Below are 24812 nucleotides of genomic sequence, written 5' to 3' on the forward strand. Positions count from 1 at the left end.
CAGTTCGGGCAATTCAGCCTGGGCATTAGTGCCTTTCTTCTCTTCGATTTTCCTGCATGGCCTCCGCTCCTCAACCCCTCGACCACGCTACGTTTACCAACTCGTTTGTCACGGAACTGCTCGGCGACCCTTCCCGCGAGAACGTGCCGCGTCAGGTACCGGGCTACCACTACTCGCCGGTACAGCCCACCGCCGTGGCCGATCCGCACCTGCTGGCTTGGTCTGAGGACCTGGCCGCTACGTTGGGCCTCCCGCGCCCGCCGGAGCGGGGACCGGCCGTGGAGCTGCTGGCCGGCAACCGCGTGGCCCCTACCATGCAGCCCTACGCCGCCCGCTACGGCGGCCACCAGTTCGGTAACTGGGCCGGTCAGCTCGGCGACGGGCGGGCTATTTCTTTGGGCGAAATGCGGGCCGTGGATGGCTCGCGTTGGGAGCTGCAGCTGAAAGGAGCCGGCCCCACGCCGTACTCCCGCCGCGCCGATGGGCGGGCCGTGTTGCGCTCCTCCATCCGGGAGTTTCTGTGCTCTGAGGCTATGCACCACCTGGGCGTACCCACCACCCGAGCCCTGAGTCTGGCAGGCACCGGCGACGAGGTAGTGCGCGACATGTTCTACAACGGCAACGCCCGTCCCGAGCCGGGGGCCGTGGTGTGCCGCGTGGCGCCGTCGTTCGTGCGGTTTGGCAACTTCCAGATTCTGCTGGCCCATCAGGAACTGGATAACCTGCGCCAGCTGGCCGATTATGTGCTTCGCCACCACTTTCCGGAGCTGGGCGAGCCGTCGGAGGCGGTGTACACGCAGTGGTTTGCCGAAATCTGTCGGCGCACGGCCGTGATGGTGGCGCACTGGATGACGGTGGGCTTCGTGCACGGGGTGATGAATACCGACAACATGAGCATTCTGGGGCTGACCATCGACTACGGCCCCTACGGCTGGCTGGAGCCCTACGAGCCGGGCTGGACGCCCAACACTACCGACTTCAGCACCTACCGGTACGCTTTCGGGCAGCAGCCTCGGGTGGCGCTCTGGAACCTGATGCAGCTGGCCCAGGCCCTCTCGCCGCTGGTAACGGACGCCACCGCCGCCCTGCGCCCCGCCCTCGACCTCTACGCCGCCACCTTCAACCAGACGCGCCAGGCTATGCTCCTGCGTAAGCTCGGCCTCACGCCCCATCCCGATGGTCAGCCCGATTATGCCCTGACCGAGGCCCTGCACGCCGCCCTGGAAACTTCGGAAGCCGACATGACGCTGTTTTTCCGGCGGTTGTCGCACCTGGTGCCGGCGCTGCTGGCGGAGCCCGAAGGGAATGCGGCGGCTTTTCAGTCGCTCATTGAAGAAGTCAGCTATAACCCGCAGGGTGCCGTGCACACGCCGTTGCTGGAATGGCTGGAGCGCTACATGCAGCGGCTGCGGCAGGAAACAGCGGAGCCGGAAGCCATCCGGGCGGGTATGCTAGCGGCTAACCCCAAGTATGTGCTGCGTAACTACTTGGCCCAGCAGGCCATTGAAGCCGCCGAGGCCGGCGACCTGACCGACCTGGAACGCTTGTATCACGTCCTGAAAACGCCTTTCGACGAGCACCCGGCCTACGAGGACTTAGCCGCTAAACGCCCCGAGTGGGCCCGCGAAAAACCGGGCAGTGCCACGCTTTCGTGTAGCTCGTGATGAGTTGCCAGTTGTCGGTCGTGAGTTGCCGGTTGTTAATGGACGAGCTTCTGCTAACTGCTAACTGCTAATAACTAATAACGGGCAACTGACAACCGGCAACTCACAACTCATACCTGCCGCAGCAGCCAAGCGTAGGCGGCGGCTACATCATCGAAGAGTAACACGGTGGGCTGCGTGACGAACCACATGGCCATTTCCATGGACTTGCGGGCTGGCCAGTGGGCAGGGCACACCCATGCCACGCTGCGCATGCCCTGCTGTGCCAGGAGGCGGTAATATTCGGTGCCCACCCAACGCGCCCCTTTTTCCCATTCGCTGGAAACCTGGCTGTTGTCGTTCAGCATTTTGTAGCAGGGCCGCTGCCGCAGATACTCCAGCACCAGCTCCCCACCCGTTCGAGCTGATTCTGCGTCGTGCTGGCCTTTCCACTCCACGTACAGCCACTGATGATCGGGGTCGTAGGAGATGGAAAGGGGAGGCGTATCGTACAGGTACTCCATATCCAAGAACGGCAAAAAGGAATAGTCGGCACCGCTGCTGCCAGCTACCGGAAGATAGGGTATTCAACGCAACAACTACGCAGAAAAATGCTCCGCTGGATCGACATTCTCACGTTTGCCCGCTACGGCAACCCCGAGCCGCCGCAGCGACTGGAGCGGCCGGATGCCGAATGGCAGCAGCAGCTGACGCCGGCGCAATATCAGGTAATGCGCCGAAAAGCCACCGAGCCGCCTTACCGCAACGCCTACTGCCGTAGCTATGAGCCTGGCCGCTACCACTGCGTCGGCTGCGGTAGCCTGCTGTTCGACGCTGCCACCAAGTACCACGCCATATCCGGCTGGCCAAGCTTCACGCAGCCCGCCGCCCGCAACGCCATCCGCTACCACTTCGACGACAGCCACCACATGCAGCGCATGGAAGCCATGTGCAACTGCTGCGCGGCGCACCTCGGCCACGTTTTTCCGGACGGCCCGGCCCCGGCCGGCTTGCGCTACTGTATGAACTCGGTGAGCATGGAGCGGCGCGCTACGGGCTCATTGTGAAATGCTTGGGTAATCTGCTTTCTTTAGGAAGAACCTAACCGGCCTTCCTGCCATGACCCAGACTACCACCGTGGCCGATGCGCCCGTAAGCGCCGGCCTGACCAGTGCCGACCTGGCTCCCGTACCCGCCGCCGCCCGCACCTGGACGACGGCCAACTACGCGGCCCTCTGGATCAGCATGAGCCTGTGCATTCCTACCTACATGCTGGCCAGTTCGCTCATCGGGGGCGGCATGAATTGGTGGCAGGCACTGCTGACTATCTTTCTGGGGAATACGGTGGTGCTGGTGCCCATGCTGCTCAACGGCCATGCCGGGGCGAAGTATGGTATTCCGTTTCCGGTGTTTGCGCGGGCCAGTTTTGGGGTGCGCGGGGCCAACGTGCCGGCCTTGCTGCGCGCCATCATTGCCTGCGGATGGTTTGGGATTCAGACCTGGATTGGGGGCTATGCGTTGTACCAGATGGCGGTGCTGTGGGTGCCTGCCCTGGGGCAGTTGCCGCCGGTATTCCCGCCGAGTTGGGGGCTGGCCACCGGGCCGGCGCTGGTGTTCGTGCTGTTCTGGGCCCTGAATATGTACGTGGTGTACCTGGGCGTAGATAGTATCAAGAAGCTGCTGGTGTTCAAAGCGTTTTTTCTGCCGGTGGCGGCGGGGGCGCTGCTGTGGTGGGCCATTGCGGCCGGTAATGGGCTGGGGCCCATTCTGAGCCAGCCGGCCAAATTTGCCTCGTCGGCGGAGTTCTGGGCCTATTTCTTCCCGGCCCTGACGGGGATGGTGGGTTTCTGGGCCACGCTCTCCTTAAACATTCCCGATTTCACTCGCTACGCCGTGAGCCAGCGGGCTCAGGTGCTGGGGCAGGCGTTGGCGCTGCCCTCGTCCATGACGCTGTTCTCGTTTGTGGGTGTAGTCGTCACGTCGGCGACGCTGGTCATTTACGGGCAGACCATCTGGGACCCGGTGGTGCTGGCTGCCAAGTTTGAAAGCCGGGTGCTGGTGAGCGTGGCCATGCTGGCCGTGGCCTTGAGCACCCTGGCTACCAACATTGCCGCTAACATCGTCAGCCCCGCCAACGACTTCGCCAACCTGAATCCGCAGCGCATCAGCTTCAAAACCGGCGGCTACATCACCGGCGTTATCGGCCTGCTTATCTTCCCTTGGAAGCTTATTGCCGACCCCTCAGGCTACATTTTCACTTGGCTGGTGGGCTACTCGGCGCTGCTGGGCCCCATCGGCGGTATCATGATAGCCGACTACTACCTGCTCCGCCACCAGCAGCTAGATGTTCCTGACCTCTACCGCTATGAGGGTCGCTACACCTACCAGAACGGCGTGAACCGCCGGGCCGTGCTGGCCCTGTTCGTCGGGATTCTGCCCAACGTGCCCGGCTTTCTGCAGGCCGTGGGCGCGGTGCCGGCCGGCCTAGTGTGGTCCTGGCTGGCGGGCCTGTATAGCTACGCCTGGTTCGTGGGATTCTTCCTCTCGGCCGGCCTGTACGTGCTGCTAATGCGGCGGCCGATGCGGGTAGTAGAGTAGCAACTAGAGGTAGTATAACCGTATTTTGCGTGGCCCTATACTCTTCACTTGTAGATCTTAGATGAGCAATCTGCTTTCGGTATTTCCACGCATTGTCCTGTTGGCTGCCGTAGTGTTCAGCCTACCGCATACCTTGGCCAGAGCAGCCGGCAGAACAAATTCCGAAAAGCCAACGGTCAATACCAGTGCACTGGCCGAGTTGCGGCAAGCAGTAGGCGCGGTAGCAACCGTAGCACCGGCGAAAGGCGCGGCGGCGTTTCAGCAAGCGTCTTTCAGGAAAAGACCATTACCTGAAGTCTCTTTCGGGAGTAGTGGTGTTACTGTAGTCTGGCCAAATAAGCGGCGTGTTGTATTTCATAATGTCCACCCACACACAGTAGATGACGAGTCCAAGGTGATAACTCATCGTTACGGGGGCACGGAGCCTCTCACAGGTCTGTTATGGATTACCAAAGACCGATACGAGCATACGGAGCAGTTACTCACCAGTCAGGCTAATGAGAAGGTAACTGAAGTGGCGAATGAGCCGCAGATAAACCGCAGTGGCACGCTACTATTCGCCAAGCAGAATGACTGTTTCGTTGTATCCGAAGACTGCCACCCGGGCTTCCAGTTGTGGCGCATCACCAAGGGCACGTTAAAGCTTCTCAAAGATGTCCAGTTACAAAACTGCTTTGTGGTGAGCGGGGGCTGGATTTCGGCCACTACCGTGCGGATAGAAACAGCCAGTTTGCAGGACATGATGAGTGGAAAGAGAGTAGCGGATATGAAACGGCAGTTTTTCGATGTGACCGTGCGGTAAGGATAAAATAGTGGCTGCATAAGTCTTGGCAGGTAAGCTCACTACGGGGAGGCAAGACCTGGCTGCTGTAGTTGGTGGGATACTTTTCGGCCGCTGCCGTATACAGAGCCGCTAACCTGCTCTGCTGCTATGCCCGATTCCCCTCAACCAACAACCAACTTCAACGGCTTCGTGCGGGTGCGCGGGGCGCGGGAACACAACCTCAAAAACGTGGACGTGGACATTCCGCGCGATGCGCTGGTGGTGTTTACGGGCGTCTCGGGCTCGGGCAAAAGCAGCCTAGCCTTTGGTACCTTATACGCCGAGGCCCAGCGCCGCTACCTGGAATCGGTGTCGCCATACGCGCGGCGGCTGTTTCATCAGATGTCGGTGCCGCAGGTGCAGTCCATTGAGGGGCTGCCGCCAGCCGTAGCCCTGCAGCAGCAGCGCGGCACACCCACCACGCGCTCCTCGGTGGGCTCGGTCACTACGCTTTCCAACCTAGTGCGCATGCTCTATTCCCGGGCCGGCGACTACCCGGCGGGGCAGGGCATCGTCTACGCCGAAGCCTTTTCCTCGAACACCCCGGAGGGCGCCTGCCCCACCTGCCACGGCCTGGGCCGCGTGTACGAGGTAACCGAGCAGAGCATGGTGCCCGACCCCTCGCTCACCATCCGGGAGCGGGCCATTGCTGCTTGGCCCCAGGCCTGGGGTGGACAGAACCAGCGCGACATCCTCGTAACCCTGGGCTATAACGTAGATATTCCGTGGCAGGACCTGCCCCAGCAGCAGCGCGACTGGATTCTGTTCACCGAGGAGCAGCCCGTGGTGCCGGTCTACCCCGGCTACTCGCCCGAGCAAACCCAGCGGGCCGTGAAGCGCCGGGAGCCACCGAACTACATGGGTACCTTCAGCAGCGCCCGCCGACACGTGCTGCACACCTTCGCCACCACCCAGAGCCCACTCATGAAGAAGCGGGCGTTGCAGTATATGCTCAGCCAAGCTTGTCCCACCTGCCACGGCAAGCGGCTGCGGCCCGAGTCGCTGAGCGTAACGTTTGCCGGACTGGATATTGCCGATTTTTCGGCGTTGCCGCTCAAGCGCGTGGAAGCCCTCATCCGGCCCTTTGCTGAGGGCAAGGCCCGGCCCCAGGCCCACGACCAGGACCACCCCGAGCAGGCCGAAGTAGCCCGCCGCATCACGCAGGATCTGTGCGCCCGCCTCATGGTGCTGCTCGATCTGGGCCTGGGCTACCTGTCTTTGGAGCGGAGCACGCCCACGTTGTCGCCGGGGGAATTGCAGCGGCTACGGCTGGCCACGCAGCTCTACTCCAATCTGTTTGGGGTGGTGTATGTGCTCGATGAGCCCTCCGCCGGCCTGCACCCCTCGGATACCCAGGCGTTGCTGAAAGCGTTGGCCGGACTGCGGCAGGCCGGCAACTCGCTGTTTGTGGTGGAGCACAACCTCGACGTTATCCGGCAGGCTGATTGGCTGGTGGATGTGGGGCCAGCCGCCGGGGAGCTGGGCGGCGAAATCCTCTACAGCGGCCCACCGTCCGGCCTGGAGGCGGTGGATGCCTCGCACACCCGTCGCTTCCTGTACCCGGTGCACGGGGCGGCCCAGGCCCGCACCGTGCGGGAACCAGCCGGCTGGTTGCGACTGGAAGGCGTGCATCGTAACAACCTCAACGGCCTGTATGCGCAGTTTCCATTAGGCGTGCTCACTACCGTCACGGGCGTGTCGGGCTCCGGCAAATCCAGCTTGGTAAGTCAGGTACTGGTGGAGCTGGTGGCTGCGCAGTTAGGACAAGCAGTAGAAGCGGAGGAGGAAGCCGAAACCGACCCGCTGGAACGCGCCGCTACGACCGAAACCGGCGGGCAAATCGTATCAGGGCTGGAAACCATCAAGCGGCTGGTGCGCGTGGACCAGAAACCTATCGGCCGCACACCGCGCTCCAATATGGCTACCTATACCGGCCTGTTCGACCATGTGCGCAAGCTGTTTGCCGCTACCCCCGAGGCCCGCAAGCGCCGCTACGATGCCGGCCGGTTTAGCTTCAACGTAGCCAAGGGCCGCTGCGAAAACTGCCAGGGTGAGGGGTTTGTGATGGTGGAGCTGCTGTTTCTGCCCAGCGTGTACGCACCCTGTTCGGTGTGCCACGGTACCCGCTACAACGCCAAAACCCTCGAAATTCAGTACCAGGGGAAGAATGTTGCCGAGGTGCTGCACCTGACGGTGGATGTGGCCTGGGAGTTTTTCCGGGACGAGGCCCCCGTACACCGGGCCCTCACGGTGCTGCGCGAAGTGGGCCTGGGCTATTTGCGCCTCGGTCAGCCGGCCACCGAGCTGAGCGGGGGCGAGGCCCAGCGCATCAAGCTAGCCACCGAGTTGCAGCGCACCGGCCGCGGCAACTCCCTCTACGTGCTCGACGAGCCCACCACCGGCCTGCACCCCGCCGACGTGGAGCGTCTGCTAGTGCAGCTCCAACGCCTCACCGACGCGGGCAACACGGTTATCGTGGTAGAGCACGATATGCGCGTGGTAGCCGCCTCCGACTGGGTGCTGGACATGGGCCCCGGGGCTGGCGACGAAGGCGGCCAGGTAGTAGCCCAGGGCCCGCCCGCCACGGTAGCCACCGCCAAAAACAGCAAAACCGCCTCATTTCTGAAGCGGTTTATGCAGTAGCGCGAACTTTGCAGTCCGCGCCTCCGCGCCGTTTGTGTGGTTAGAGCGGCGCGGGACGCGAACCGCAAAGTTCGCGCCTCTGCCGCTTTACTCGGCCGTTACCACGCGGTAGTCGGGGTCTTCCTGAATGTTGACTTCGATGAGGGCGCCGGCATTGCGAAGCAGCTGACGGCAGTCGGGACTGAGGTGGCGCAGGTGCAGGGTTTTGCCCAGGCGGTGGTAGCGTTCTGTGAGCTTGTGCAGCGCATCAATGCCCGACATATCGGCCACCCGGCTTTCGCGGAAGTCGATGACCACCTGAGCGGGGTCCTGCTGCACGTCGAACTTATCGGTGAAAGCCTGGGCTGAGCCGAAAAAGAGCGGGCCGTAGATTTCGTAGTGGCGGGTACCGGCAGCGTCGGTGTGCTTACGGGCCCGGATGCGCTTGGCGTTTTCCCAGGCAAATACCAGCGCCGAAATCACCACGCCCAGCAGTACGGCCAGCGCCAGGTTCTGTGACACGGCCGTGACCAGCGTCACGAGCAGCATCACCAGCACGTCGGCACGGGGCATGCGGCGCAGGATGCGCAGGCTGGCCCACTCGAAGGTGCCAATCACCACCATAAACATCACGCCCACCAGCGCGGCCAGCGGCAGCTGCTCGATGAGGGAGGAGCCCGCCACCACGAACAGCGCCAACGCCAACGCCGCCACCACGCCCGACAGCCGCCCGCGCCCCCGGGATTCCAGATTCACCATCGTCTGTCCGATCATGGCGCAGCCGCCCATGCCGCCGGTTAGGCCCGAAGCCACGTTGGCCAAGCCCTGGGCCACGCAGTCCTGGTTGCCGTGGCCGCGTGTGTCGGTCATTTCGTCCACCACGGTCAGCGTCAGCAGACTTTCAGTGAGGCCCACCAGCGCCATAATAACAGAGTAGGGCAGCACCAGCGCCAGCGTAGCCCAGTTCAGCGGCACCTGCGGCCAGTGCAGCGTGGGCAGCCCGCCCTTGATGGAGGCAATATCGCCTACCGACTTGGTGTCAAGGCCACCTCCAATCACCAGCGCTGACACTGCAATAATGGCTACTAAAGAGGCCGGCACGGCCTTCGTGAGCTTGGGCAGCAGGTACACGATGGCCATGGTGAGGGCCACCAGCCCCAGCATCAGTAGGAGCTGGGTGCCTTGCAGCCATTGCTCCTCGCCGCCCGCGCCGGGGACTTTAAACTGTTCCAGCTGGGCCATGAAGATGATGACGGCCAGCCCATTCACGAAGCCGTACACCACCGGCTGCGGCACCAGCCGGATAAATTTGCCGAAGCGCAGCAGCCCCACGGCAATCTGGATAACGCCCATCAGGGCCACGGCCAGGAACAGGTATTCCACGCCGTGCTGGGCCACCAGGGCCACAATAACGACAGCCACCGAGCCGGCCGCGCCCGATATCATGCCCGGCCGGCCGCCGAAGACGCTCGTGAGCAGGCAGATGACGAAGGCCGAGCCGATGCCCACCAGCGGGCTGATGTGGGCCAGCAACGCAAAGGCCACTACCTCCGGCACCAGGGCCAGCGCGGTAGTCAGGCCGGCGAGAATTTCGTTTTTAACGTTGATTTTATATTGAGCCAGATACGGCAGAACCTGAAACATAAACAGCTGAGAAGTGACGGGGTTGGGCAAAACAAAAGCCGCCCACTTCCGGGCAGGAAGCGGCGGCGCAGGGTAAGCAGGCCAGTCCTCAGGGTGGGGTGAGCTTGAAAATACGGTAGAGAGTAAGACACATAAGCAGGCACAAAGGTATGGCCGACCCCGACCCCGGTCCAAAAAAATGGTGCGGTATTGCCCGACCGTGCCCTATGCCACCGCCGCGCCAGGATAATAAAGCGTACCTTGGAGGAAAGGCTCCGCCCCGACGGCCGCCCCCCATCTTCCCCGAAGCGGCAATGTGCCGCCCGACTGCCTGGCTTCCGGCCGCCGCAGTGTCTTCGGCCCCGCTTTTCGGTGGGCCTCTCCCTTTTACGGGCTACCTCTCATGCCGTCTTTTTATCAGCCTTCCGCCGAGCTGCTGCAGGCGTTTGGCTTTACGCGGTTCAGCTCCCCGGCGGGCCAGACGCGCTACAGCCGCCCCAGTGAGTGCGGTCAGGAAACCGTGGTGCTCTATCCCGATGAGGAACTGGCCTTGCTGGAAGCCGTGAACGGGCAGCTGCTCTACTGCTTTCAGGGCCGGGTAGCCTCAGAGGCTGAGTTCCGGGTGCTGCTGCGGCAGGTGAACTGGCCGGCCGAGGTGCAGTCGGCCTAAAACATTCTGCTTCCCGTTTTCTTACCCTATCACTGATGACCGATTCTTACCTGCGGAGCCTGGGCTTTGCCGACACCGATGATTCCCGCAGTGCCGCCCGTCCCGCTTTCGGGCAGGCGTGGCGCTACCTCCACGAAGCCCCGGCTCAGGATGGGGCCCGCCTGTTCATTGAGCACCCGCTGGGCATTGCCGGCTGCCGGCTCAGTATGCTCCCGGCCCCGCTGGCTGCCTCCGATATAGCCGCCACCGTGGGTTTGCACGACCGGCCCGCGCTGGAAGCGGCCATTACGGCGTTTTATGCGGCGCACGGTGGCCAAGCCGCCGTGCCTGCTGCCGCTGTGCCGCACACGTTTCTGCCGTATCGGCGGCAGCGGTAGGCTTACGCGTCCCCGAAACTTTTTGTATCAATACTTCTTCATGGATACCGATTTACAACTCAGCCTGGCGAACAACGCCAAGGAATGGCTAGCCCTTTCCCTCTCCATTTCCTCCGCCGAGAAAGTGGCCTTTACTAAAGTCCACGACGGCTTTTTTACCACCTACGGGGCTACGTTCATGGCCCACGTCTACCGCATGACGTTCGAGCACGCTTTGCAAAGCATGCCGGAACAGGAGCGCAGCCGCCTGCTTATCACTTTCCGTGAGGAAATGGATAAAGCTATTGACGACCACTACCTCTCCGGGGGAAAATAACCTAGCTGAACGTACAAGAGGCCCTGAATGTCAACATAGTCGGCATTCAGGGCCTCTTGTGCGTTTAGGCGGGCAGCACCGTGCGCTAGTGGGCTACTACCAGCCGCTGCACCGATACAGCCGCGCCACTCTGGATGCGCAGTAGATAGGTGCCATTGGCCCAAGTGCCGGTATCGAGGGTATGGCGGCGGCCGGTGAGGGAAATAGTACGCAATAATTGCCCCTGCACACTATACACCAGCAGTTGGGCAGGAACGGCCGTGGGGAGTTCCAGCGTTACCTGCTGCGTGGCCGGATTTGGGTACAGGTTCGTGGTGAAGGCGGCGCGGCTGGCGGTAGCCGTAATCTGGGTGGGCGAAAGGTGCAGCAGCCACGACTGATTAGGGCCCAGCGTCGTCAGAGACGAGGACCAGTTCGTGAAGCCGCCCTGCGCGTCCAGCGTGACGGTGCCAGCGGCTTGGCCCGTCAGCAATTCGGTCACCCGGTACACGCCGGCCGGTAGCGTAGACAAGGCCAGGGAAAGCGCCGGATTAGCTGAGCTGCCCATATTGGCCACCGTCAGTACGGCCTGCTGCTGATGCACGCGGGCATAGCTGAGCACGCTGTTTGTTGGGGAAGTGAGCGGCAGCAGATAACCTTTGCGCAGGGCCTCGTGGGTGTTGCGTAGCCGGATGAGCTGCTTATAGTGGTTGAGCAGGGAGTTCGGGTCAGCCTGCTGGGTGGCTACGTTGAACTGGGCGTAATTGCCGTTGAGGCCGCGCCAGGGCGAGCCGGTGGTGAAGCCCGCCTGGGTGCCGGCCGTCCATTGCATGGGCTTGCGCTTGTCTTCATCCACGCCGGCCCCGAGCATTCCCACTTCCTCCCCATAGTACAGAAACGGTACGCCAGGCATGGTAAGATAGAGGGCCGCCGCCTGCTTCATGCGGGCCAGATTACCGCCCAGCTGGTCCAGTACACGGTTCTGGTCGTGGTTGGTGAGGAAGGTGGCGTACTGCAGCTTGGGGTAAGAGCGGTCCACCACGCCCAGCTGGGTACGCAGGGCGGCCGGGTTGCCGGCATTCAGGCTGCTGATAATGGCAGCGGCTAGGTCAAACTCAAAGCAGGCGTCGAGGCGCTGGTTAAGGACGTAGGGTACTACGGCTGGCGTATTCGACCAGGCTTCGCCCACGGTGAAAGCGGCGGGGTTCACGGCCCGCACCGAATCATGAAATTCCTCCAGGATGCCCAGCGTTTCGGGGGTATTTTCGATGGTGTTGCCGTTTTCCACTAGGTACTTCACGGCGTCGAGGCGGTAGCCATCCACGCCCTTGCGCAGCCAGAACCGCGAGGCATCCCACATGGCCGCTTTCAGCTGTGGATTACGCCAGTTCAGGTCGGGCATGCCGCTCCAGAACACGCCGTAGTAGTAATTGCCGTTGCGCGGGTGCCATACCGTACCGTTGCCCGGCCCCGTTCCCGGCACCGTCGCCGACCAGCGGAACCAGTCGCGGTAGGTGTTGGTGGGGCTGCTGGCCGCCTGCTGAAACCAGGGGTGCTGCTCCGAGGCGTGGTTGAGTACCAAGTCAATAATTACTTTAAGGCCCCGGGCGTGAGCAGCGGCCAGAAATGCCTCGAATTCCGCCATCGTGCCGTAGTCAGACTCAGTGGCTTTGTAGTCGGTTACGTCGTAGCCGTGGTAGCTCGGCGAAGCCATCATGGGCATCAGCCAGAGGCCGGTAACGCCCAGGTCGGTGGTGGTGGCGGGGTTGCCGTCGTTGAGGTAATCGAGCTTCTGGGTGAGACCCGCGAAGTCGCCCTTGCCGTCGCCGTTGCTGTCGTAGAAGCTGCGCACGAACACTTCGTAGAATACCGCGTCGTTCCACCAGTGGGTGGTGTAGTCAGTGAGCGTAGGCGTACATGTCTGGCAGGTGCCGAAGCACACGGCGGGCATGGGGTTGGTGGCCGCCATGGCCTCGAACACGCGGGTGAGGGTGCCGCTGGCATCGGGTGTACCGCAGGCGGCGGGTACGTTTTCCGCGTCGGCTGGGGTGCTGCCGTTCACGAAGCGGTACTGAAACCGGATGGGCGCGGGCAGGGCAATCTGCACCTCATAAATTCCGTCGCCGTTGTCGTCGGTGAGGGGCAGGGCGTTGGCGTCACCTTCCGGGCCATAGCCGGCCAGCGGCTGAAAGTTGCCGATAACGTGCATCCCGGCCCGCGACACGGTCTGGCCGCGCATGTTCACCGCAAACCGCACCTGCGTATTGCAGCCGCCAAGCAGCAGAGTGGGGAGCCGTACGGCACTACCGCCCACCACCACTTCCCGGTTCACATTGCCGCTTCCGTCGGTGACGCCGCAGGTTGCGGGAGGCAGTTCGGCCCCGCCCCAGGCGTTGCCGTTCACGAACTTGTAGAGGTAGGTGCCGGCCGGCACGTTCACCGTCACCTCGTACACCCGGTCGTTATCGGGGTCGGTGAGCAGGGTGGTGGAGGGGTTCCAGTCGGCCGGAAAACCGGCGGCGGCCTGGAAGTTGCCGGCTACGTGCAGTCCGGTGGCGGCCACCGTTTGCTGCCGCATATCCACCCGAAAAGTAAGCGGCACGGCCCAGGTGCTGAAGCTGCTGAGCAGCAGGACAAGAAGTACAAGGTGTTTCATCGGCAGAAGCGGCGAGGATCAGCAAAAAGAGCCTTAAAGTTACGGCTATTTCAGGCTGTTTCGGCCGGCGGCGGGGCTGCTCGACTGAAAAGAAATGCCATTGTAAGTGAGAGCGGTAGAACGTTGTTCCGGGCGAGAATATTCGACCGTCATTCCGAGCGGAGTCGAGGAATCTCGCTCGTTAGCAATCTAATTACTATTGCAACGTCAGCATGCGAGATTCCTCGGCTTCGCTCGGAATGACGTTCTGGGGTGTGGTTACCACGCCAACGTCAGCACGCGAGATTCCTCGGCTGCGCTCGGAATGACGTGCTGCTTACAATGACGTGTGGCTCCTGTCAGAACTGCCCTACTGGCTGCTACTCGAAGACGATGGTGCGGTTGCGGTGGACGGCTACCTGCTCGCGGAAGACTAGGGTGAGGGCACGGGCCAGGGTTAGCTTTTCCACGTCGCGGCCGGCCTGGGCCATGTCGCGGGCACTCTGGGTGTGGTCGGTGGGGATGACGCTCTGGGCGATGATGGGACCCTGGTCGAGCTGATCGGTGACGAAGTGGGCGGTGGCCCCGATGCTTTTCACGCCGCGCTCATAGGCTTGGGCGTAGGGGCTGGCCCCGATAAAGGCCGGCAGAAAGCTGTGGTGAATGTTGATGAGTCGCTCGGGAAAGTGCGCCACGAACTCCGAGGACAGAATGCGCATGTAGCGGGCCAGCACTACAAACTCGGGCTGGTAGTACTCAATCTGGGTGAGCAGGGCGGCTTCGTGGGCTTCGCGGGAAAGACCCTCGGCGCTGAGGTGGTGGTAGGGCACGCCCAGCTTCTCGGTGATGGCGCGCAGGGTATCGTGGTTGCTGACGACGGCCAGGATTTCGGCGTGGAGCTGGCCGAAGAAGTGGCGCACCAGCAACTCGGAGAGGCAGTGGTGCTCTTTGGTGGCCAGCAGTACAATGCGGCGGGGCTGGTCGTTGCGCAGGCGCACGCGGGCGGTGGGAGGCAGGGCGGCGCGCAGCTCTTGCAGCAGCGTTTTCGGCTCGCAGGGGCCGTCGAACTCGGTGCGCATGAAGAAGTGCTGGTCGTGGCGGTCCACGAACTCGCCGTTGCGTAGCACGTTAAGGCCGTAGCGGTAGAGCACCTCCGTAACGCGGTACACCAAGCCCGGCTCGTCGGGGCAGTCAATCAGCAAAAAATGAATCATACGCAGCGCGGAAAAAAATACAGGCTGCAAGGATAGGCATTGCCCGCCAGACTCCCCTTTCCGTCCGCCAACATCTGCCGGATTCCGCGGTGGCCCTGCTGCCTCGGCCGCGCCGGCTACAGGCGCGGTAAGCTCCGAAACTTTCCGCCCGGGGTGGGCGGCCCCAATCCGGAGTGCTTTGCGATGAAGCACCTACTCCCAAGCTCCCAGCAGCTGGCGCACGAGTACAATCTGGCCCACGTGGTAGGCATTGTGGTCGGCAATAACCAGGGCTTCGCGCAGCAGGCTCTGGCCGGTGCCGTGCGGGAAGGGCGCAAACAGGTCGGGGGCGCGGTGCAGATGCGCCAGAAACCGGGTGCGGTCATCGGCTAGGGCCTGCAGGGTAGCGTGCCACTGCGCCGCGCTAGCCGGTGGGGTGGGGGCGAGCCAGTAGCCGCTCGGAAACTCGGGCGAGACGTGGGCCGGGTTCAGGCAGAACTGCACAATGTCCCACTGGGCGATGCGCAGGTGCTCAGCCAGCTGTCAGATGGTGTGCGGCAGCCCCGGCACGGGCGCGTTGATGAGGGCGGGTATGAGGTCCTGGCAGGCCTCCTCCAGCGAAACGTGGGCGTCGCCTTTGCCGAGCAAAAATTCCAGCTCATCGAGTAGCTGCGGATGGGTAGTGGCGTTCATGGGGCAGGCAGGAGGGGAAATACTGACGCATCATGCGTGATAAATAACGGCTGCAGATGGCGTACAGACCCTGATGCTACCGCGTTACCTGGAGCCAGCCCTTATAAGTGAGGCCAGTGGTAGTTTGCCGTAAGGTATAGTAGTACGCCCCCGGAGCTGCGCCCGGGCCCCAATTATTTCGATAAGCGCTGGAAGCATAAACCCGTTGTCCCCAGCGGGAATAGATAGCCAATTCCCAGTCATTGCCGGTTAGCCCTTGAATGACGAACTGCTCATTGACCCGGTCGCCGTTGGGAGTGATAATGTTGGGAATAGTCAGGCATGGAGCCACGCTCACCCGGCGGCGCATACTCACCGACTCGCAAAGGGTGGTGATCTGCACGGAATAGTCGCCGGGTTCTTTTACGAGCAGGGTGGAGGCCGTTGAACCATCGAACCAGCGGTAGGTAGCCCCGGCAACAGGTGGGGCCTGCAACAGCAGCGTTTGGCTCTGGCAGATGGTCGTGTCGGGCCCCAATGTGAAAGCCGGTAGGAGTAGTGCGGCGCGCACCGTTTGGGTAGTGGTGGCGGTGCATCCTCCGCTATAGGTAGCCGTAACAGAGTAAGTGCCCGACTGGGTAACCGTCAGGGTGCTGGTGGTGGCGCCCGTGCTCCAGCGGTACGCCACCGCCGCCGCATCCTGGGCCTGCAGGGTCAGGGGCAAACCGCCGCACAGGACCGAGTCGCCGGTGATGCGCAGGGCTGGCGCGAAGGGCAGCACCTGGCGTTGGGCGGTAGCCGTTTTTCCGCCGGGGAAGCTAACTGTGACGGAGTACGTGCCGGGCTGCGACACGAGAAGGGTAGGAGTGGTAGCGCCCGTGCTCCATTGATAGGTGAGCGGGGAGGTAATTGATTTCACAAGTGGCGTCAGGGTTACCTGCTGGCCGGCGCATACAGCGGCCACGGCCGGCAGGCTGACTTCGGGTGGGGCCACTCCCAGCTTGAGCACCCATATGTTGGGGAACCCGAGCCTGCGGTTGGGCTGCGTTTTATCCCCGGAAACATCCGAAGTTGAACTGCCCCCCAGTGCGTAGCCCCCGTCCGAAGTGGGAAAAGCATCCTTGAGGACCTCTAACCCGGAGCCGCCGAAACGCTGGTCCCAGAGCGGCTGGCCTGCTGCGTTAATCTTCACCAGCCAGAAGTCGGCCTGCCCCAGGGAATGCTGGCTCTTCTCCCCCGAAACGCCCGATTCGGAGTACCCGCCGACCAGGTACCCGCCGTCGGGGTCCGGGTAGAGGGACGTCAGGTCGTCTTTGCCCGCCCCCCCGAGCGTTCGTTCCCACTGCAGGGTGCCCAGCGCATCGAGCTTCACCAGCCAATAATCGCCCTGGCCGCGCTGGCCCTGAGACTTAGTGCCCGAGGCGCCGGAGTAGGAGATGCCCCCCAACACATAACCGCCATCGGGCGTAGCGCACAGGGCATGCAGCAAGTCGTCATCCGATCCGCCCACCGACAGCTCCCATTGAGGTTGGCCCGCAGCGCTTAACTTGATGACCCAAAAATCCAAGTTGCCGGTGGGGGAAGTATTCGCTATCCTCCCGCCGAGCAAGTAGCCGCTATCGGTAGTGGGGAGGAGGGCCACCAGCCCTCCCGTTTTAATCCCGGGCAGCGTTCGATCCCACACTTTCTGACCACTGGCGTCAAGTTTCACCAACCAGGGCCCTCCAACAGGGGCCGACTTATCGCCCGAAACCGGGGAGGAAGAATCACCCCCCACCAGATAACCGCCATCAGATGTCTGAGTGATGGTCGTCAGGTAATCATTACTGCTGCCGCCCAGCGTTTTTTCCCACTGCGTACGGCCCTGGGCATCGAGCTTCACCACCCAGTAGTCAATTCCGCCCCGGCTGGGCTGGGTCTTGTCGCCGGAAGCGCCCGACCGTGACCAGCCCCCGACGATGTAGCCGCCGTCGGCGGTCTGGGTAATATCGATTACGTATTCATCACTGCTGCCGCCCAGTACCCGGTCCCATTGCTTGCTGCCCTGGGCATCGAGCTTGATAACCCAGTAATCGATAACGCCGTGGTGGGGCTGGCTAACGTCGGGGCTGGGCGTGGGGTCAACCTGGCCGCCCAGAATGTAGCCTCCATCCGCGGTTGGCCGCATGCGGTTGAGGGTATTCATGCCGGCGTTGCCAAGGGTGCGGTCCCACTGCCGCGGCAGCACCTGTGCCCTGGCCTGCGGGGCCCGCCAGCAGCTGTAGATGAGCAGTAAAAAAACCGTGCAGACCAGCACGCGAAGGGGATGTAAGGGTAAAGGCATAGCAATAAAAATGAGCTTTCCGGCCGCTGGAAAAGGGAGGGCTGGCACTGGCGTCTTCCCGTGTGGGCCTGACTTTGCCGCAAGTAAGTTAAACGAGGGGTATGTTGACGGTAAACCAGTTCAAGCCTATTCAGTTGACTGCTATGGAAACTCCCCTCATCGACCGGCAATACCCCATCGGCAAGCCCGAACTGCCCACCCAACCCCTCACACCTGCCGAGCGGGCCGACTACATAGAGCAGCTAGCAGCCCTGCCGGCCCAGCTCACGGCCGCCGCCCGGCAGGCCGGGGGCGCGGGCCTAGAACAATCTTACCGTCCCGGGGGCTGGAGCGGCCGGCAGGTGATTCATCACGTGGCCGATGTGCACCTGAACTTCTACCTGCGCTACCGCCTAGCCCTCACCGAGGACAACCCCACCATCCGGGCCTTCGACATGAACGCCTGGGCCGCCCTGCCCGACAATGATGCGGTGCCCGTCACGGTGTCGTTGGCGCTGCTGGAGGCGCTGCACTCGCGCTGGGTTACGCTGCTCTGGCACCTGACCGAAACCGAGTGGCAGCGCACCTTCTACCACCCGCTCTACGACCGCACTTACACCCTCGATCAGGCCCTGGTGCAGTACAGCTGGCACGGCCGCCACCACCTGGCCCACCTCGGGCTACTGGGTGAGGAAGGTTAGTAACACTAAGTAAGGCCGATGAATCGTTTTGCCCAGTGCATGCAACCGTAGACGTTCTACTTGGCTCTACCATTGGATAAACTTAAATTTCTCGTTCACCATTATTTCACGCACTATGAAAATTCCGCAAGCGGTACTTGGCGCCGTGTTGGTTGGCTTGGCCGTGCAAACGACGGGCTGTAGCTCCAAAAACGATCCGAAGCCAAAGCAAACGAGCGAGCAGGAAGCCAAAAAAAGTGGCGAGGCCTCGAAAGAACCCATTAACTGCCCGGCCTGCGGCCTGGGGTAAGATGCCCCGCGCTTCGGCCGGTAGCGCCGCACGGCGTGGCTGGTTGTACCGGAAATGCCGTGCGGTTGACCGGCTGTTCAGGTCGTCCGGCGCAGCAGGTCGCCGCCTGCCGGGCCGGACGACCTTTTTAGTTTTACTCTGAATTATGCCTTAAGCTATGCCTACGCCGACTTTCCCGCTCCCGGTAGAGCATCCTCCGGTGCTTGCCACCTTGGCCTGCAACCTCGACGCGGATATTCTGGCGGCGGCCTTTCCGCTACTGGAAGCCGGGCGGGTGGCGGCCCTTGAATGGTCTTTCGACACCCTGTTTGCGGTTGAGCAGGTGCCCGAGTGGTTCATGGCCCTGCTCAGGAGCTACAGCACCCAGGGCCGGCTGATTGGCCACGGCGTGTACTTCTCCCTGTTATCGGGGCGGTGGACGGCGGAGCAGCAGCAGTGGCTGGAGCAGCTCCGGCAGCTATCCGCGCAGGTGGCCTTCGACCACGTGACGGAGCATTTTGGCTTTTTTACGGGGGAGAACTTTCACTCCGGGGCCCCGCTGCCCATTCCGTACACCAGTTCCACTCTCCGCCTCGGCCAGGACCGGCTCCGGCGAGTACAGGCCGCCTGCGGCTGCCCGGTAGGCCTGGAAAATCTGGCCTTCGCCTACTCGCTGGCGGAAGTGCAGCGGCACGGGGAGTTCCTGGCAAAGCTGGTGGCGCCGGTCAATGGCTTTCTGATTCTGGATCTGCACAACGTGTACTGTCAGTTGCACAATTTCTCCCTGTCGACTGAGAGTTTACTCAGCGCATTTCCGCTGGAGCTGGTGCGGGAAATTCATATATCGGGGGGCAGCTGGCAGCCGTCGGGGCAGGTGCCCGGCCGGCAGATCCGGCGGGATACCCACGATGAGGCCGTGCCGGAAGAGGTGTTTCAGCTGCTGGAATACGCCCTGCCGCTTTGCCCCAACCTGAAGTTTGTGGTGCTGGAGCAGCTGGGCAACGCCCTGCACACCGAAGCCAGCCGCACCCGGTTCCGGGCCGATTTTAGCCGCATGGAAACCTTGGTGCAGCAGCGCCCCCAACGGCCGCAGAACCCGATCTACCAGTCGTTTCTGCCCGGGCCGGCCGGGCCCCTGACAGCGGCCGCGGCAGAAGACGAACAGCTGCATACGCAACAGCGTCACCTCGCGCACATTCTGGAAACGGCTACTTCCTTTGCCGAGGCCCGGCACCAGCTCCGTGCTTCCCCGCTGGCCCACACCGCCTGGAAAATTGAGGACTGGGAACCCCACATGCTGGAAACGGCTATCAGCATCGCCCAGAAATGGAAGCAGTAACCGGGGCCGGATGAATACATAACCCGGGCGTTGCCTCTTACACTCCAGCCGGAACAACCAAGACCGGCGGCGCCATGGACGCCCGCTTACAGATAGTCTGCTTGGGGAAATGCAATGGAAAACGAGTAAACATCCTGGTATTTATTCTGACCGTCAATATGTTATGATGATATTGGTGTTTCCACCGTACCCTGCGGGGTGAGCCGGTAGTTGGGCTTATTTTAGTCTTTCGCATGAAAGTTGCGGTATCCCTTCGTTCTTTTGAGTCGGGGATTTGCCGGTTTCTGGCCGTGGTAGTTACGTACTGCCGACGGAAACCGGAAAATCGACCTGAGAACTGAACTGATCCAACAGACAGCATGAAGCAGAACAACGAGCGTATTGCATTAATTACAGGGAGCACCGGGGGTATTGGCACGGCTTTGTGCCGCAAGCTCAGTGAAGACGGCTACCGGGTGGTGGGCAACTTCCGCAACGAGGAAAAATCGGTGCAGCTGCAGCAGGAGCTAGACAAAACCGGCCACCATATTGAGCTGGTACACGGCGACGTGAGCGACTTCGACTCGGTGGGTGCGATGGTGCAGCACATCGAGACGAACATCGGCCCCATTGATATTCTGATCAACAACGCGGGCATCACGCGCGACACGTCGTTCGTGAAGATGACCAAGGGGCAGTGGGACGAGGTGCTGAACACCAACCTCAACAGCGTGTTCAACTGCACCCGCCACGTGATTCAGGGCATGGTGGAGCGCCGCTTCGGCCGCATCATCAACATTTCGTCCATCAACGCCCAGAAGGGCCAGTACGGCCAGACGAACTACTCCACCGCCAAGGCCGGCATGCACGGCTTCACGAAGTCGCTGGCACTGGAAGTGGCTAAGTATGGCATTACGGTTAACACGATTTCGCCCGGCTACATTGAAACCGAAATGGTGATGGCCGTGCCGGAAAACATTCGGGAGAAGATTATTGCCCAGATTCCGGTAGGCCGCCTGGGTGGCCCCACGGAAATTGCCGAAGCCGTATCGTTCCTGATTTCGGCGAAAAGCGGCTTTATCACCGGCTCCAACTTCGCCATCAACGGCGGTCAGCACATGGCGTAACCGGCCCTTGTAGGTACATAATTTCTTCGCGTATTTACTACACGCAAAAAGGCCCTTGATAATATATCAAGGGCCTTTTTGCGTGTTGGCGTCGGACTGGGAACTGCCGGCACGGGGCGGGTTAGCTGGTTTTGGGCATGCCGCCGGTTACTTCCAGCAGGCTGCCGGTGGAGTAGCTGCCATCCTGGGAAGCGAAGTAGACGTAGGACGGGGCCAGCTCCTCGGGCTGGCCGGGGCGGCCAAGCATGGTGGCGTCGCCGAACTGCTGGAGGTCTTCCTTGAGCATGGTGCCGGGAATGAGAGGCGTCCAGATGGGGCCGGGCAGGACGGCGTTTACCCGGATTTTCTTTTCGCCGAGGTAGGCGGCTAGGCTCTTGGTGAAGGTGTGAATAGCGCCCTTGGTGCTGGCGTAGTCAATCTGGTGGGGGTGGCCCACTAGGCCCACAATGCTACCGGTGTTGATGATGGCGTCGCCTTCCTTGAGGAACGGAATGGCGGCCTGGGCCATGAAGATGTAGCCCTTGATGTTGGTATCGAAGGTTTAGTGAATGTTTTCCTCGGGGATGGTTTCGAAGTGTTCGTAGCCCATCTGGTAGGCGGCATTGTTGACGAGAATGTTGAAGCCACCCAGTTCGTGGTAGGTCTGGCGGACGGCCTCGCGGCAGGCGGTGGCCGAGCGGACATCGCACTGAATGGCCAGAAACTTGCGGCCCTGGGCCTCCACGGCGCGGCCCACCACGGCGGCGTCCTCTGCGTTGGTGTGGTAGATGACGGCTACATCTGCACCTTCCATAGCGAAGGCCAGGGCCACGGCGCGGCCGATGCCAGAGTCGCCGCCGGTGATGAGGGCGACTTTGCCCCGGAGCTTGCCGGCGGGGCGGTAGTTCGACATATCCCAATCGGGCTTGACGTCCATGCTTTCCTCGGAGGTCGGGTAGCCGATGGGCTTGGGGTTGATTTCGCTGTTGGTGGGGCGCGGTTCGTTGTGTTCGGTATTCATCGGGAAAGAAATAGCGGGGTTGAGGGATATGGACAGCTATGGGATACGGGCGCTACCGGCGCGAGTTCAGGCGAAGCCGTACCGCGGGCCAATTCGGGTGGCGGGGGCTTCCCTGTCGGATTGAGTAGGACTGCGGCGGCGGATGTGGTTCCGGCTTGCCGCGGCGCGGCCAGGAAGGTGCTGCCTTTACTGCGGGTAGCTGACAACTGGCAAGCGGTAGGTGCTGTCCGGCAGGCAGTAGCTGATAACTGACAGGCAGTAGGTGCTATCTGGCGGGTGGTAGATGCCAGCTGGTAGCTGACAACTGACGAGCAGTAGGTGCTGTCTGGCGGCTGGTAGGTGATGACTGACCGGCGGTAGGAGCTAGCTGGCAGGTGGTAGCTGGCAAGTGGTAGGTGCTGCCTGATGAATGCGGGTTGTTGACGAGAGGCCCCACCTGGAACGTCCTACTGAGCTTGTCGAAGCATCTCGCGTGCTGACGTTGGATTAGTAATCAGAAGTCAGCACGCGAGATGCTTCGACAAGCTCAGTAGGACGTTCTTTCGCTGTTTTTTTTTCGAATGCGGCTGGCCATACCGCCGGGGGAGGCGGTAGCTGTCAGCTGGCGAGCGGGGGGAAGTGGGGAGATAGTAAAAAAAAGTGGTGGCAGTGGAAGTATAGGTATTTTGGTATATGAAAAAATAGTAGTTTTTGCCGCTGGCTCTGACCGGCCGAAAATCCTTTATTAATCACTCTTACGCGTATTTATGACTACCAAACAACAAAATCAGGTGACGATGTATGGGGCGGTGCTGCGCTTCTTGGCGGAGGCGGGCGCGCCGCTGGTGGCGATTAATTAAAATTGCACAGGGCCGCGACGAGCTGGCGGCACTGGTGGCCCGCATTGAGGCGGTGGCGGCGGCCCAGGACCACTACACGGCGTCGACCCTCACGGCGCTGCCGGAAGCGGGGCCGGGGCTGGCGGTGAAAAACAAGGCGGAGGTGCATCTGCCGGATTACAGCAAGCTGGGGCCGGCCGATGCGCCCTACCTGCTGGTGGTGCAGAAGCAGCTGGATGGTGAAGGGCGCTGGGTGGTGCGGTAGGCGACCTCCCCCCCCGGCCCCCTCTCCCGTGGAGAGGGGGAGCCTGACGATTATTGGGCATGAGAAAGGCCCCGGCGCGGTTGCGGCGGGGCCTTTTGTATATTGAAATAGTATAGGTTTGCTGCTGAGGCAGCAGTGGAGGTATAACTTCCACATTATGGCTGTATCATAACCTACTCCCCGCTTCAATGCCTCCCGAATTCCGCTCAATCCCCCGGCAATGTTCTCCGGCTTTTCCAGCATCTGTAGGAGCTAGGTGGGGCTGGAGTGGCGGAGGTGGTTGGGGTGTGGGAGGACGTTATCCGCCTTTGAAAAGGATGCTGCTCATCAGAAAGACCGCACCCATACCCATAAATAGCCAAGGCAAAAACTTGTGCTCTGTGGTGTCAAGCACAACTTCCTGCGGATTGTCAGGATTGTAGTATAGCCCAACAGAAGCTCCGTTTAGGTGACGCCGCCTTGACGGACTGGCGGAGGGCTTTGCGGTTATGGGTTGTTGATCCTGAGTGTGAAACTGGATGATAGGGCCGTCGTCGTGGCCCACAATCGTGCCCAGGACAAATTGGCCCGTGCGCACAAGTCGCTGCCGTTGTCGCCAAAGCCACAAACCCCATAAAAACAGGCTGGCACCAGCGAGAAGGGGAAGTATAGTCTCCATTATAAGCGCTGGCATGGTGGGTTATTGATAGACTCTATTCAGGCTGCCGAGTACGCCGATCGGGTTTGCCTTTCGGGTTGGCGCGCCGCTCCTGGCCTTTCTTAAGCCGATAAGGGCCCTTCGCTACTTCGGTTTCTGACTTGACCAGGGCGTCAAGGCCCGAAACGATTACGAATTGATCTAGTGCCGCTGGCAGGTAGCAAACCTCGACTTGCTGGCCCTTTCTAAACTCAGAGATGTGCGTCTTATCTGAAGCAGTGAGCGTCAGGAGTTGCCCCGAACTCGTCCTGAAGCGAACCACCGGAAAACGGTGAAACAGATCAAAAAACTCCAGGTCTACTATTTCGCCTGGAACCCGCTTGCCACGCCTGAGAATATGTAGGCGGCTGTGTGAATTTTTATATAGGGCAAACGCCATTCCCACAACAATGACTGCGAATAGCAGGAAGAAGAGCTTATCCATTGGGAAATGCAGGAGCTGGGCAGGGCCGGAGTGGCGGATGTGGCTGGGGTAGGGTTGTTTGATTGGCTGTTAGCGGGCGGCGCACTGGTTGCGTGCCCACGCCGCTGGCTTGGTTCAGATGCCGGTGGGCTTGCCGTCGAGGCTGCGGGTGTTGCGGGTGTGCCAGTACTGCGCCACCTGCTCGGGGCCGCGCTTTTCCATGCTGTCGTTTAGCTCGTCGCGCTCGGCGCGAAAGTCGAGGAAGGGGACGGCCATGCCGCAGGAGGTTTGCACCAGGTCGACGTCGACGACCAGAATCTGGCGGGCACCGGGGAGGGGCGGGAACAGCGGGAGCAGGGTGGTCCACTCGGCGTCGCGGGGGTGGTAGGTGGTGGCGGTACCGTAGAGGCGGAGGATGTTGGGGCGGCCCTCGAAGGCGCACCACATGAGCGTGATGCGGTTGAGGGCCAGCAGGTGGGCGGCGGTTTCGTTGCCGCTGCCGGTCAGGTTGAGCCAGGCCACGCGGTTGGCGTCGAGTACGCGCAGGGTATCCTGGCCCTTGGGGGAGATGTTGACGCGCCCATCGGCGGCGGCGGTGCCCACGAAGAACACGTGCTGCTGCTCGATAAAGACCTGAATGTCGGCGCTGATGGCGGGGTAGTGCTTGCCCATGCGGAAGAGGAGTTGGCGGGGCGGCAAGGTAGGGCGATTGGGGGCCAGTGGCAAGGGTGGGGCCGGTAATGGGGGGGGCAGCGTTGGGAG

General features: G+C 61.8%; 23 protein-coding genes and 1 pseudogene. 13 read left to right on the forward strand and 11 right to left on the reverse strand.

The genetic code is table 11. The features are described 5' to 3' along the window. Window positions 1-56 precede the first annotated feature (56 nt). On the forward strand, window positions 57-1664 hold the full coding sequence (locus tag HSW_RS08035; protein ID WP_044001512.1) for a protein adenylyltransferase SelO: 1608 nt from the start codon (window positions 57-59) through the stop codon (window positions 1662-1664). A gap of 110 nt (window positions 1665-1774) precedes the next feature. Here the strand turns inward: HSW_RS08035 and HSW_RS08040 are convergent, their stop codons facing one another. Next, complete coding sequence (locus HSW_RS08040; protein WP_044001513.1) at window positions 1775-2167, reverse strand: SpoIIAA family protein; 393 nt, start codon at window positions 2165-2167, stop codon at window positions 1775-1777. An 87-nt stretch (window positions 2168-2254) separates the two neighbouring features. Here HSW_RS08040 and msrB point away from each other — a divergent pair, with 87 nt between their 5' ends. From msrB to HSW_RS08060, 4 genes are all read left to right on the forward strand, one after another. Further along, window positions 2255-2710 carry a peptide-methionine (R)-S-oxide reductase MsrB gene (gene msrB, locus HSW_RS08045; protein ID WP_044001514.1) on the forward strand — a complete coding sequence of 152 codons (456 nt, stop codon included), beginning with the start codon at window positions 2255-2257 and terminating at the stop codon, window positions 2708-2710. A gap of 52 nt (window positions 2711-2762) precedes the next feature. Beyond that, window positions 2763-4241 carry an NCS1 family nucleobase:cation symporter-1 gene (locus HSW_RS08050; protein WP_052346241.1) on the forward strand — a complete coding sequence of 493 codons (1479 nt, stop codon included), beginning with the start codon at window positions 2763-2765 and terminating at the stop codon, window positions 4239-4241. Window positions 4242-4302: 61 nt separating this feature from the next. Then, window positions 4303-5043 carry a hypothetical protein gene (locus HSW_RS08055; RefSeq protein WP_044001515.1) on the forward strand — a complete coding sequence of 247 codons (741 nt, stop codon included), beginning with the start codon at window positions 4303-4305 and terminating at the stop codon, window positions 5041-5043. Between the two features lie 129 nt (window positions 5044-5172). Next, on the forward strand, window positions 5173-7707 hold the full coding sequence (locus HSW_RS08060) for an excinuclease ABC subunit UvrA (RefSeq protein WP_044001516.1): 2535 nt from the start codon (window positions 5173-5175) through the stop codon (window positions 7705-7707). Between the two features lie 87 nt (window positions 7708-7794). Here the strand turns inward: HSW_RS08060 and HSW_RS08065 are convergent, their stop codons facing one another. Then, on the reverse strand, window positions 7795-9330 hold the full coding sequence (locus HSW_RS08065) for a SulP family inorganic anion transporter (RefSeq protein ID WP_044001517.1): 1536 nt from the start codon (window positions 9328-9330) through the stop codon (window positions 7795-7797). Window positions 9331-9712: 382 nt separating this feature from the next. Between HSW_RS08065 and HSW_RS08070 the strand changes: the two genes are divergently transcribed. The 3 genes from HSW_RS08070 to HSW_RS08080 are packed head-to-tail and all read left to right on the forward strand — an operon-like array spanning window position 9713 to window position 10672. After that, window positions 9713-9979, forward strand: coding sequence for a hypothetical protein (locus HSW_RS08070; protein WP_044001518.1), 267 nt, complete (start codon window positions 9713-9715; stop codon window positions 9977-9979). A 35-nt stretch (window positions 9980-10014) separates the two neighbouring features. Then, entirely contained in the window at window positions 10015-10356 is a 342-nt protein-coding gene (locus tag HSW_RS08075) for a hypothetical protein (protein ID WP_044001519.1), read from the forward strand. 40 nt (window positions 10357-10396) lie between these two features. Next, window positions 10397-10672, forward strand: a complete 276-nt coding sequence (locus HSW_RS08080) for a hypothetical protein (RefSeq protein WP_044001520.1) — start codon at window positions 10397-10399, stop codon at window positions 10670-10672. An 85-nt stretch (window positions 10673-10757) separates the two neighbouring features. On the opposite strand, the gene HSW_RS22665 is transcribed toward HSW_RS08080, so the two are convergent. The 5 genes from HSW_RS22665 to HSW_RS08100 all read right to left on the reverse strand — a co-directional run bounded on the left by HSW_RS22665 (window position 10758) and on the right by HSW_RS08100 (window position 17474). Beyond that, on the reverse strand, window positions 10758-13307 hold the full coding sequence (locus HSW_RS22665) for an alpha-amylase family glycosyl hydrolase (RefSeq protein WP_052346242.1): 2550 nt from the start codon (window positions 13305-13307) through the stop codon (window positions 10758-10760). A 359-nt stretch (window positions 13308-13666) separates the two neighbouring features. Continuing rightward, window positions 13667-14500, reverse strand: a complete 834-nt coding sequence (gene purU / locus HSW_RS08090) for a formyltetrahydrofolate deformylase (protein WP_044001521.1) — start codon at window positions 14498-14500, stop codon at window positions 13667-13669. A gap of 192 nt (window positions 14501-14692) precedes the next feature. After that, window positions 14693-14983, reverse strand: coding sequence for a DinB family protein (locus HSW_RS24530; protein WP_197031967.1), 291 nt, complete (start codon window positions 14981-14983; stop codon window positions 14693-14695). 39 nt (window positions 14984-15022) lie between these two features. Continuing rightward, window positions 15023-15172, reverse strand: coding sequence for a hypothetical protein (locus HSW_RS24535; RefSeq protein ID WP_197031968.1), 150 nt, complete (start codon window positions 15170-15172; stop codon window positions 15023-15025). Between the two features lie 76 nt (window positions 15173-15248). Then, window positions 15249-17474: a T9SS type B sorting domain-containing protein gene (locus HSW_RS08100; protein ID WP_081768324.1), complete on the reverse strand. Its 2226-nt coding sequence runs from the start codon at window positions 17472-17474 to the stop codon at window positions 15249-15251. A gap of 143 nt (window positions 17475-17617) precedes the next feature. On the opposite strand from HSW_RS08100, the gene HSW_RS08105 reads away from it, so the two are divergent. The 4 genes from HSW_RS08105 to phbB all read left to right on the forward strand — a co-directional run bounded on the left by HSW_RS08105 (window position 17618) and on the right by phbB (window position 20867). Beyond that, window positions 17618-18154, forward strand: coding sequence for a YfiT family bacillithiol transferase (locus HSW_RS08105; RefSeq protein ID WP_044004317.1), 537 nt, complete (start codon window positions 17618-17620; stop codon window positions 18152-18154). Between the two features lie 115 nt (window positions 18155-18269). Further along, a complete protein-coding gene (locus HSW_RS24190) occupies window positions 18270-18443 on the forward strand; it encodes a chryseobasin-related MNIO class RiPP peptide (protein ID WP_155832880.1) in 174 nt (57 codons plus the stop codon). A gap of 157 nt (window positions 18444-18600) precedes the next feature. Next, complete coding sequence (locus HSW_RS08110) at window positions 18601-19761, forward strand: multinuclear nonheme iron-dependent oxidase (RefSeq protein ID WP_052346243.1); 1161 nt, start codon at window positions 18601-18603, stop codon at window positions 19759-19761. A 359-nt stretch (window positions 19762-20120) separates the two neighbouring features. Then, window positions 20121-20867, forward strand: a complete 747-nt coding sequence (phbB, locus tag HSW_RS08115; RefSeq protein WP_044001523.1) for an acetoacetyl-CoA reductase — start codon at window positions 20121-20123, stop codon at window positions 20865-20867. Between the two features lie 121 nt (window positions 20868-20988). Here the strand turns inward: phbB and HSW_RS08120 are convergent. Next, window positions 20989-21867 (reverse strand): annotated as a pseudogene (locus HSW_RS08120) (SDR family oxidoreductase). An 873-nt stretch (window positions 21868-22740) separates the two neighbouring features. Here HSW_RS08120 and HSW_RS08125 point away from each other — a divergent pair. Continuing rightward, window positions 22741-22950 carry a hypothetical protein gene (locus tag HSW_RS08125; RefSeq protein ID WP_044001524.1) on the forward strand — a complete coding sequence of 70 codons (210 nt, stop codon included), beginning with the start codon at window positions 22741-22743 and terminating at the stop codon, window positions 22948-22950. 298 nt (window positions 22951-23248) lie between these two features. Here the strand turns inward: HSW_RS08125 and HSW_RS25180 are convergent, their stop codons facing one another. The 3 genes from HSW_RS25180 to HSW_RS08140 form a co-directional block, all read right to left on the reverse strand. Beyond that, window positions 23249-23623, reverse strand: a complete 375-nt coding sequence (locus HSW_RS25180; protein WP_044001525.1) for a DUF3592 domain-containing protein — start codon at window positions 23621-23623, stop codon at window positions 23249-23251. 19 nt (window positions 23624-23642) lie between these two features. Beyond that, a complete protein-coding gene (locus tag HSW_RS08135; RefSeq protein WP_044001526.1) occupies window positions 23643-24071 on the reverse strand; it encodes a DUF3592 domain-containing protein in 429 nt (142 codons plus the stop codon). Window positions 24072-24185: 114 nt separating this feature from the next. Continuing rightward, on the reverse strand, window positions 24186-24722 hold the full coding sequence (locus tag HSW_RS08140) for a pyridoxamine 5'-phosphate oxidase family protein (RefSeq protein WP_044001527.1): 537 nt from the start codon (window positions 24720-24722) through the stop codon (window positions 24186-24188). Between the last annotated feature and the right edge of the window lie 90 nt (window positions 24723-24812).

The sequence above is a fragment of the Hymenobacter swuensis DY53 genome (assembly GCF_000576555.1).
Lineage (GTDB): Bacteria > Bacteroidota > Bacteroidia > Cytophagales > Hymenobacteraceae > Hymenobacter > Hymenobacter swuensis.

What these genes read in the sequence shown, in the direction of transcription:
- HSW_RS08100 (WP_081768324.1), bottom strand. Translation starts at nt 17,474, where the DNA reads ATGCCTTTACCCTTACATCCCCTTCGCGTGCTGGTCTGCACGGTTTTT.
- HSW_RS25180 (WP_044001525.1), bottom strand. Translation starts at nt 23,623, where the DNA reads ATGCCAGCGCTTATAATGGAGACTATACTTCCCCTTCTCGCTGGTGCC.
- HSW_RS08135 (WP_044001526.1), bottom strand. Translation starts at nt 24,071, where the DNA reads ATGGATAAGCTCTTCTTCCTGCTATTCGCAGTCATTGTTGTGGGAATG.
- purU (WP_044001521.1), bottom strand. Translation starts at nt 14,500, where the DNA reads ATGATTCATTTTTTGCTGATTGACTGCCCCGACGAGCCGGGCTTGGTG.
- HSW_RS24190 (WP_155832880.1), top strand. Translation starts at nt 18,270, where the DNA reads ATGAAAATTCCGCAAGCGGTACTTGGCGCCGTGTTGGTTGGCTTGGCC.
- msrB (WP_044001514.1), top strand. Translation starts at nt 2,255, where the DNA reads ATGCTCCGCTGGATCGACATTCTCACGTTTGCCCGCTACGGCAACCCC.
- HSW_RS08050 (WP_052346241.1), top strand. Translation starts at nt 2,763, where the DNA reads ATGACCCAGACTACCACCGTGGCCGATGCGCCCGTAAGCGCCGGCCTG.
- phbB (WP_044001523.1), top strand. Translation starts at nt 20,121, where the DNA reads ATGAAGCAGAACAACGAGCGTATTGCATTAATTACAGGGAGCACCGGG.
- HSW_RS22665 (WP_052346242.1), bottom strand. Translation starts at nt 13,307, where the DNA reads ATGAAACACCTTGTACTTCTTGTCCTGCTGCTCAGCAGCTTCAGCACC.
- HSW_RS08035 (WP_044001512.1), top strand. Translation starts at nt 57, where the DNA reads ATGGCCTCCGCTCCTCAACCCCTCGACCACGCTACGTTTACCAACTCG.
- HSW_RS08080 (WP_044001520.1), top strand. Translation starts at nt 10,397, where the DNA reads ATGGATACCGATTTACAACTCAGCCTGGCGAACAACGCCAAGGAATGG.
- HSW_RS08140 (WP_044001527.1), bottom strand. Translation starts at nt 24,722, where the DNA reads ATGGGCAAGCACTACCCCGCCATCAGCGCCGACATTCAGGTCTTTATC.
- HSW_RS08065 (WP_044001517.1), bottom strand. Translation starts at nt 9,330, where the DNA reads ATGTTTCAGGTTCTGCCGTATCTGGCTCAATATAAAATCAACGTTAAA.
- HSW_RS08040 (WP_044001513.1), bottom strand. Translation starts at nt 2,167, where the DNA reads ATGGAGTACCTGTACGATACGCCTCCCCTTTCCATCTCCTACGACCCC.
- HSW_RS08060 (WP_044001516.1), top strand. Translation starts at nt 5,173, where the DNA reads ATGCCCGATTCCCCTCAACCAACAACCAACTTCAACGGCTTCGTGCGG.
- HSW_RS24535 (WP_197031968.1), bottom strand. Translation starts at nt 15,172, where the DNA reads ATGAACGCCACTACCCATCCGCAGCTACTCGATGAGCTGGAATTTTTG.
- HSW_RS08055 (WP_044001515.1), top strand. Translation starts at nt 4,303, where the DNA reads ATGAGCAATCTGCTTTCGGTATTTCCACGCATTGTCCTGTTGGCTGCC.
- HSW_RS08105 (WP_044004317.1), top strand. Translation starts at nt 17,618, where the DNA reads ATGGAAACTCCCCTCATCGACCGGCAATACCCCATCGGCAAGCCCGAA.
- HSW_RS08070 (WP_044001518.1), top strand. Translation starts at nt 9,713, where the DNA reads ATGCCGTCTTTTTATCAGCCTTCCGCCGAGCTGCTGCAGGCGTTTGGC.
- HSW_RS08075 (WP_044001519.1), top strand. Translation starts at nt 10,015, where the DNA reads ATGACCGATTCTTACCTGCGGAGCCTGGGCTTTGCCGACACCGATGAT.
- HSW_RS08110 (WP_052346243.1), top strand. Translation starts at nt 18,601, where the DNA reads ATGCCTACGCCGACTTTCCCGCTCCCGGTAGAGCATCCTCCGGTGCTT.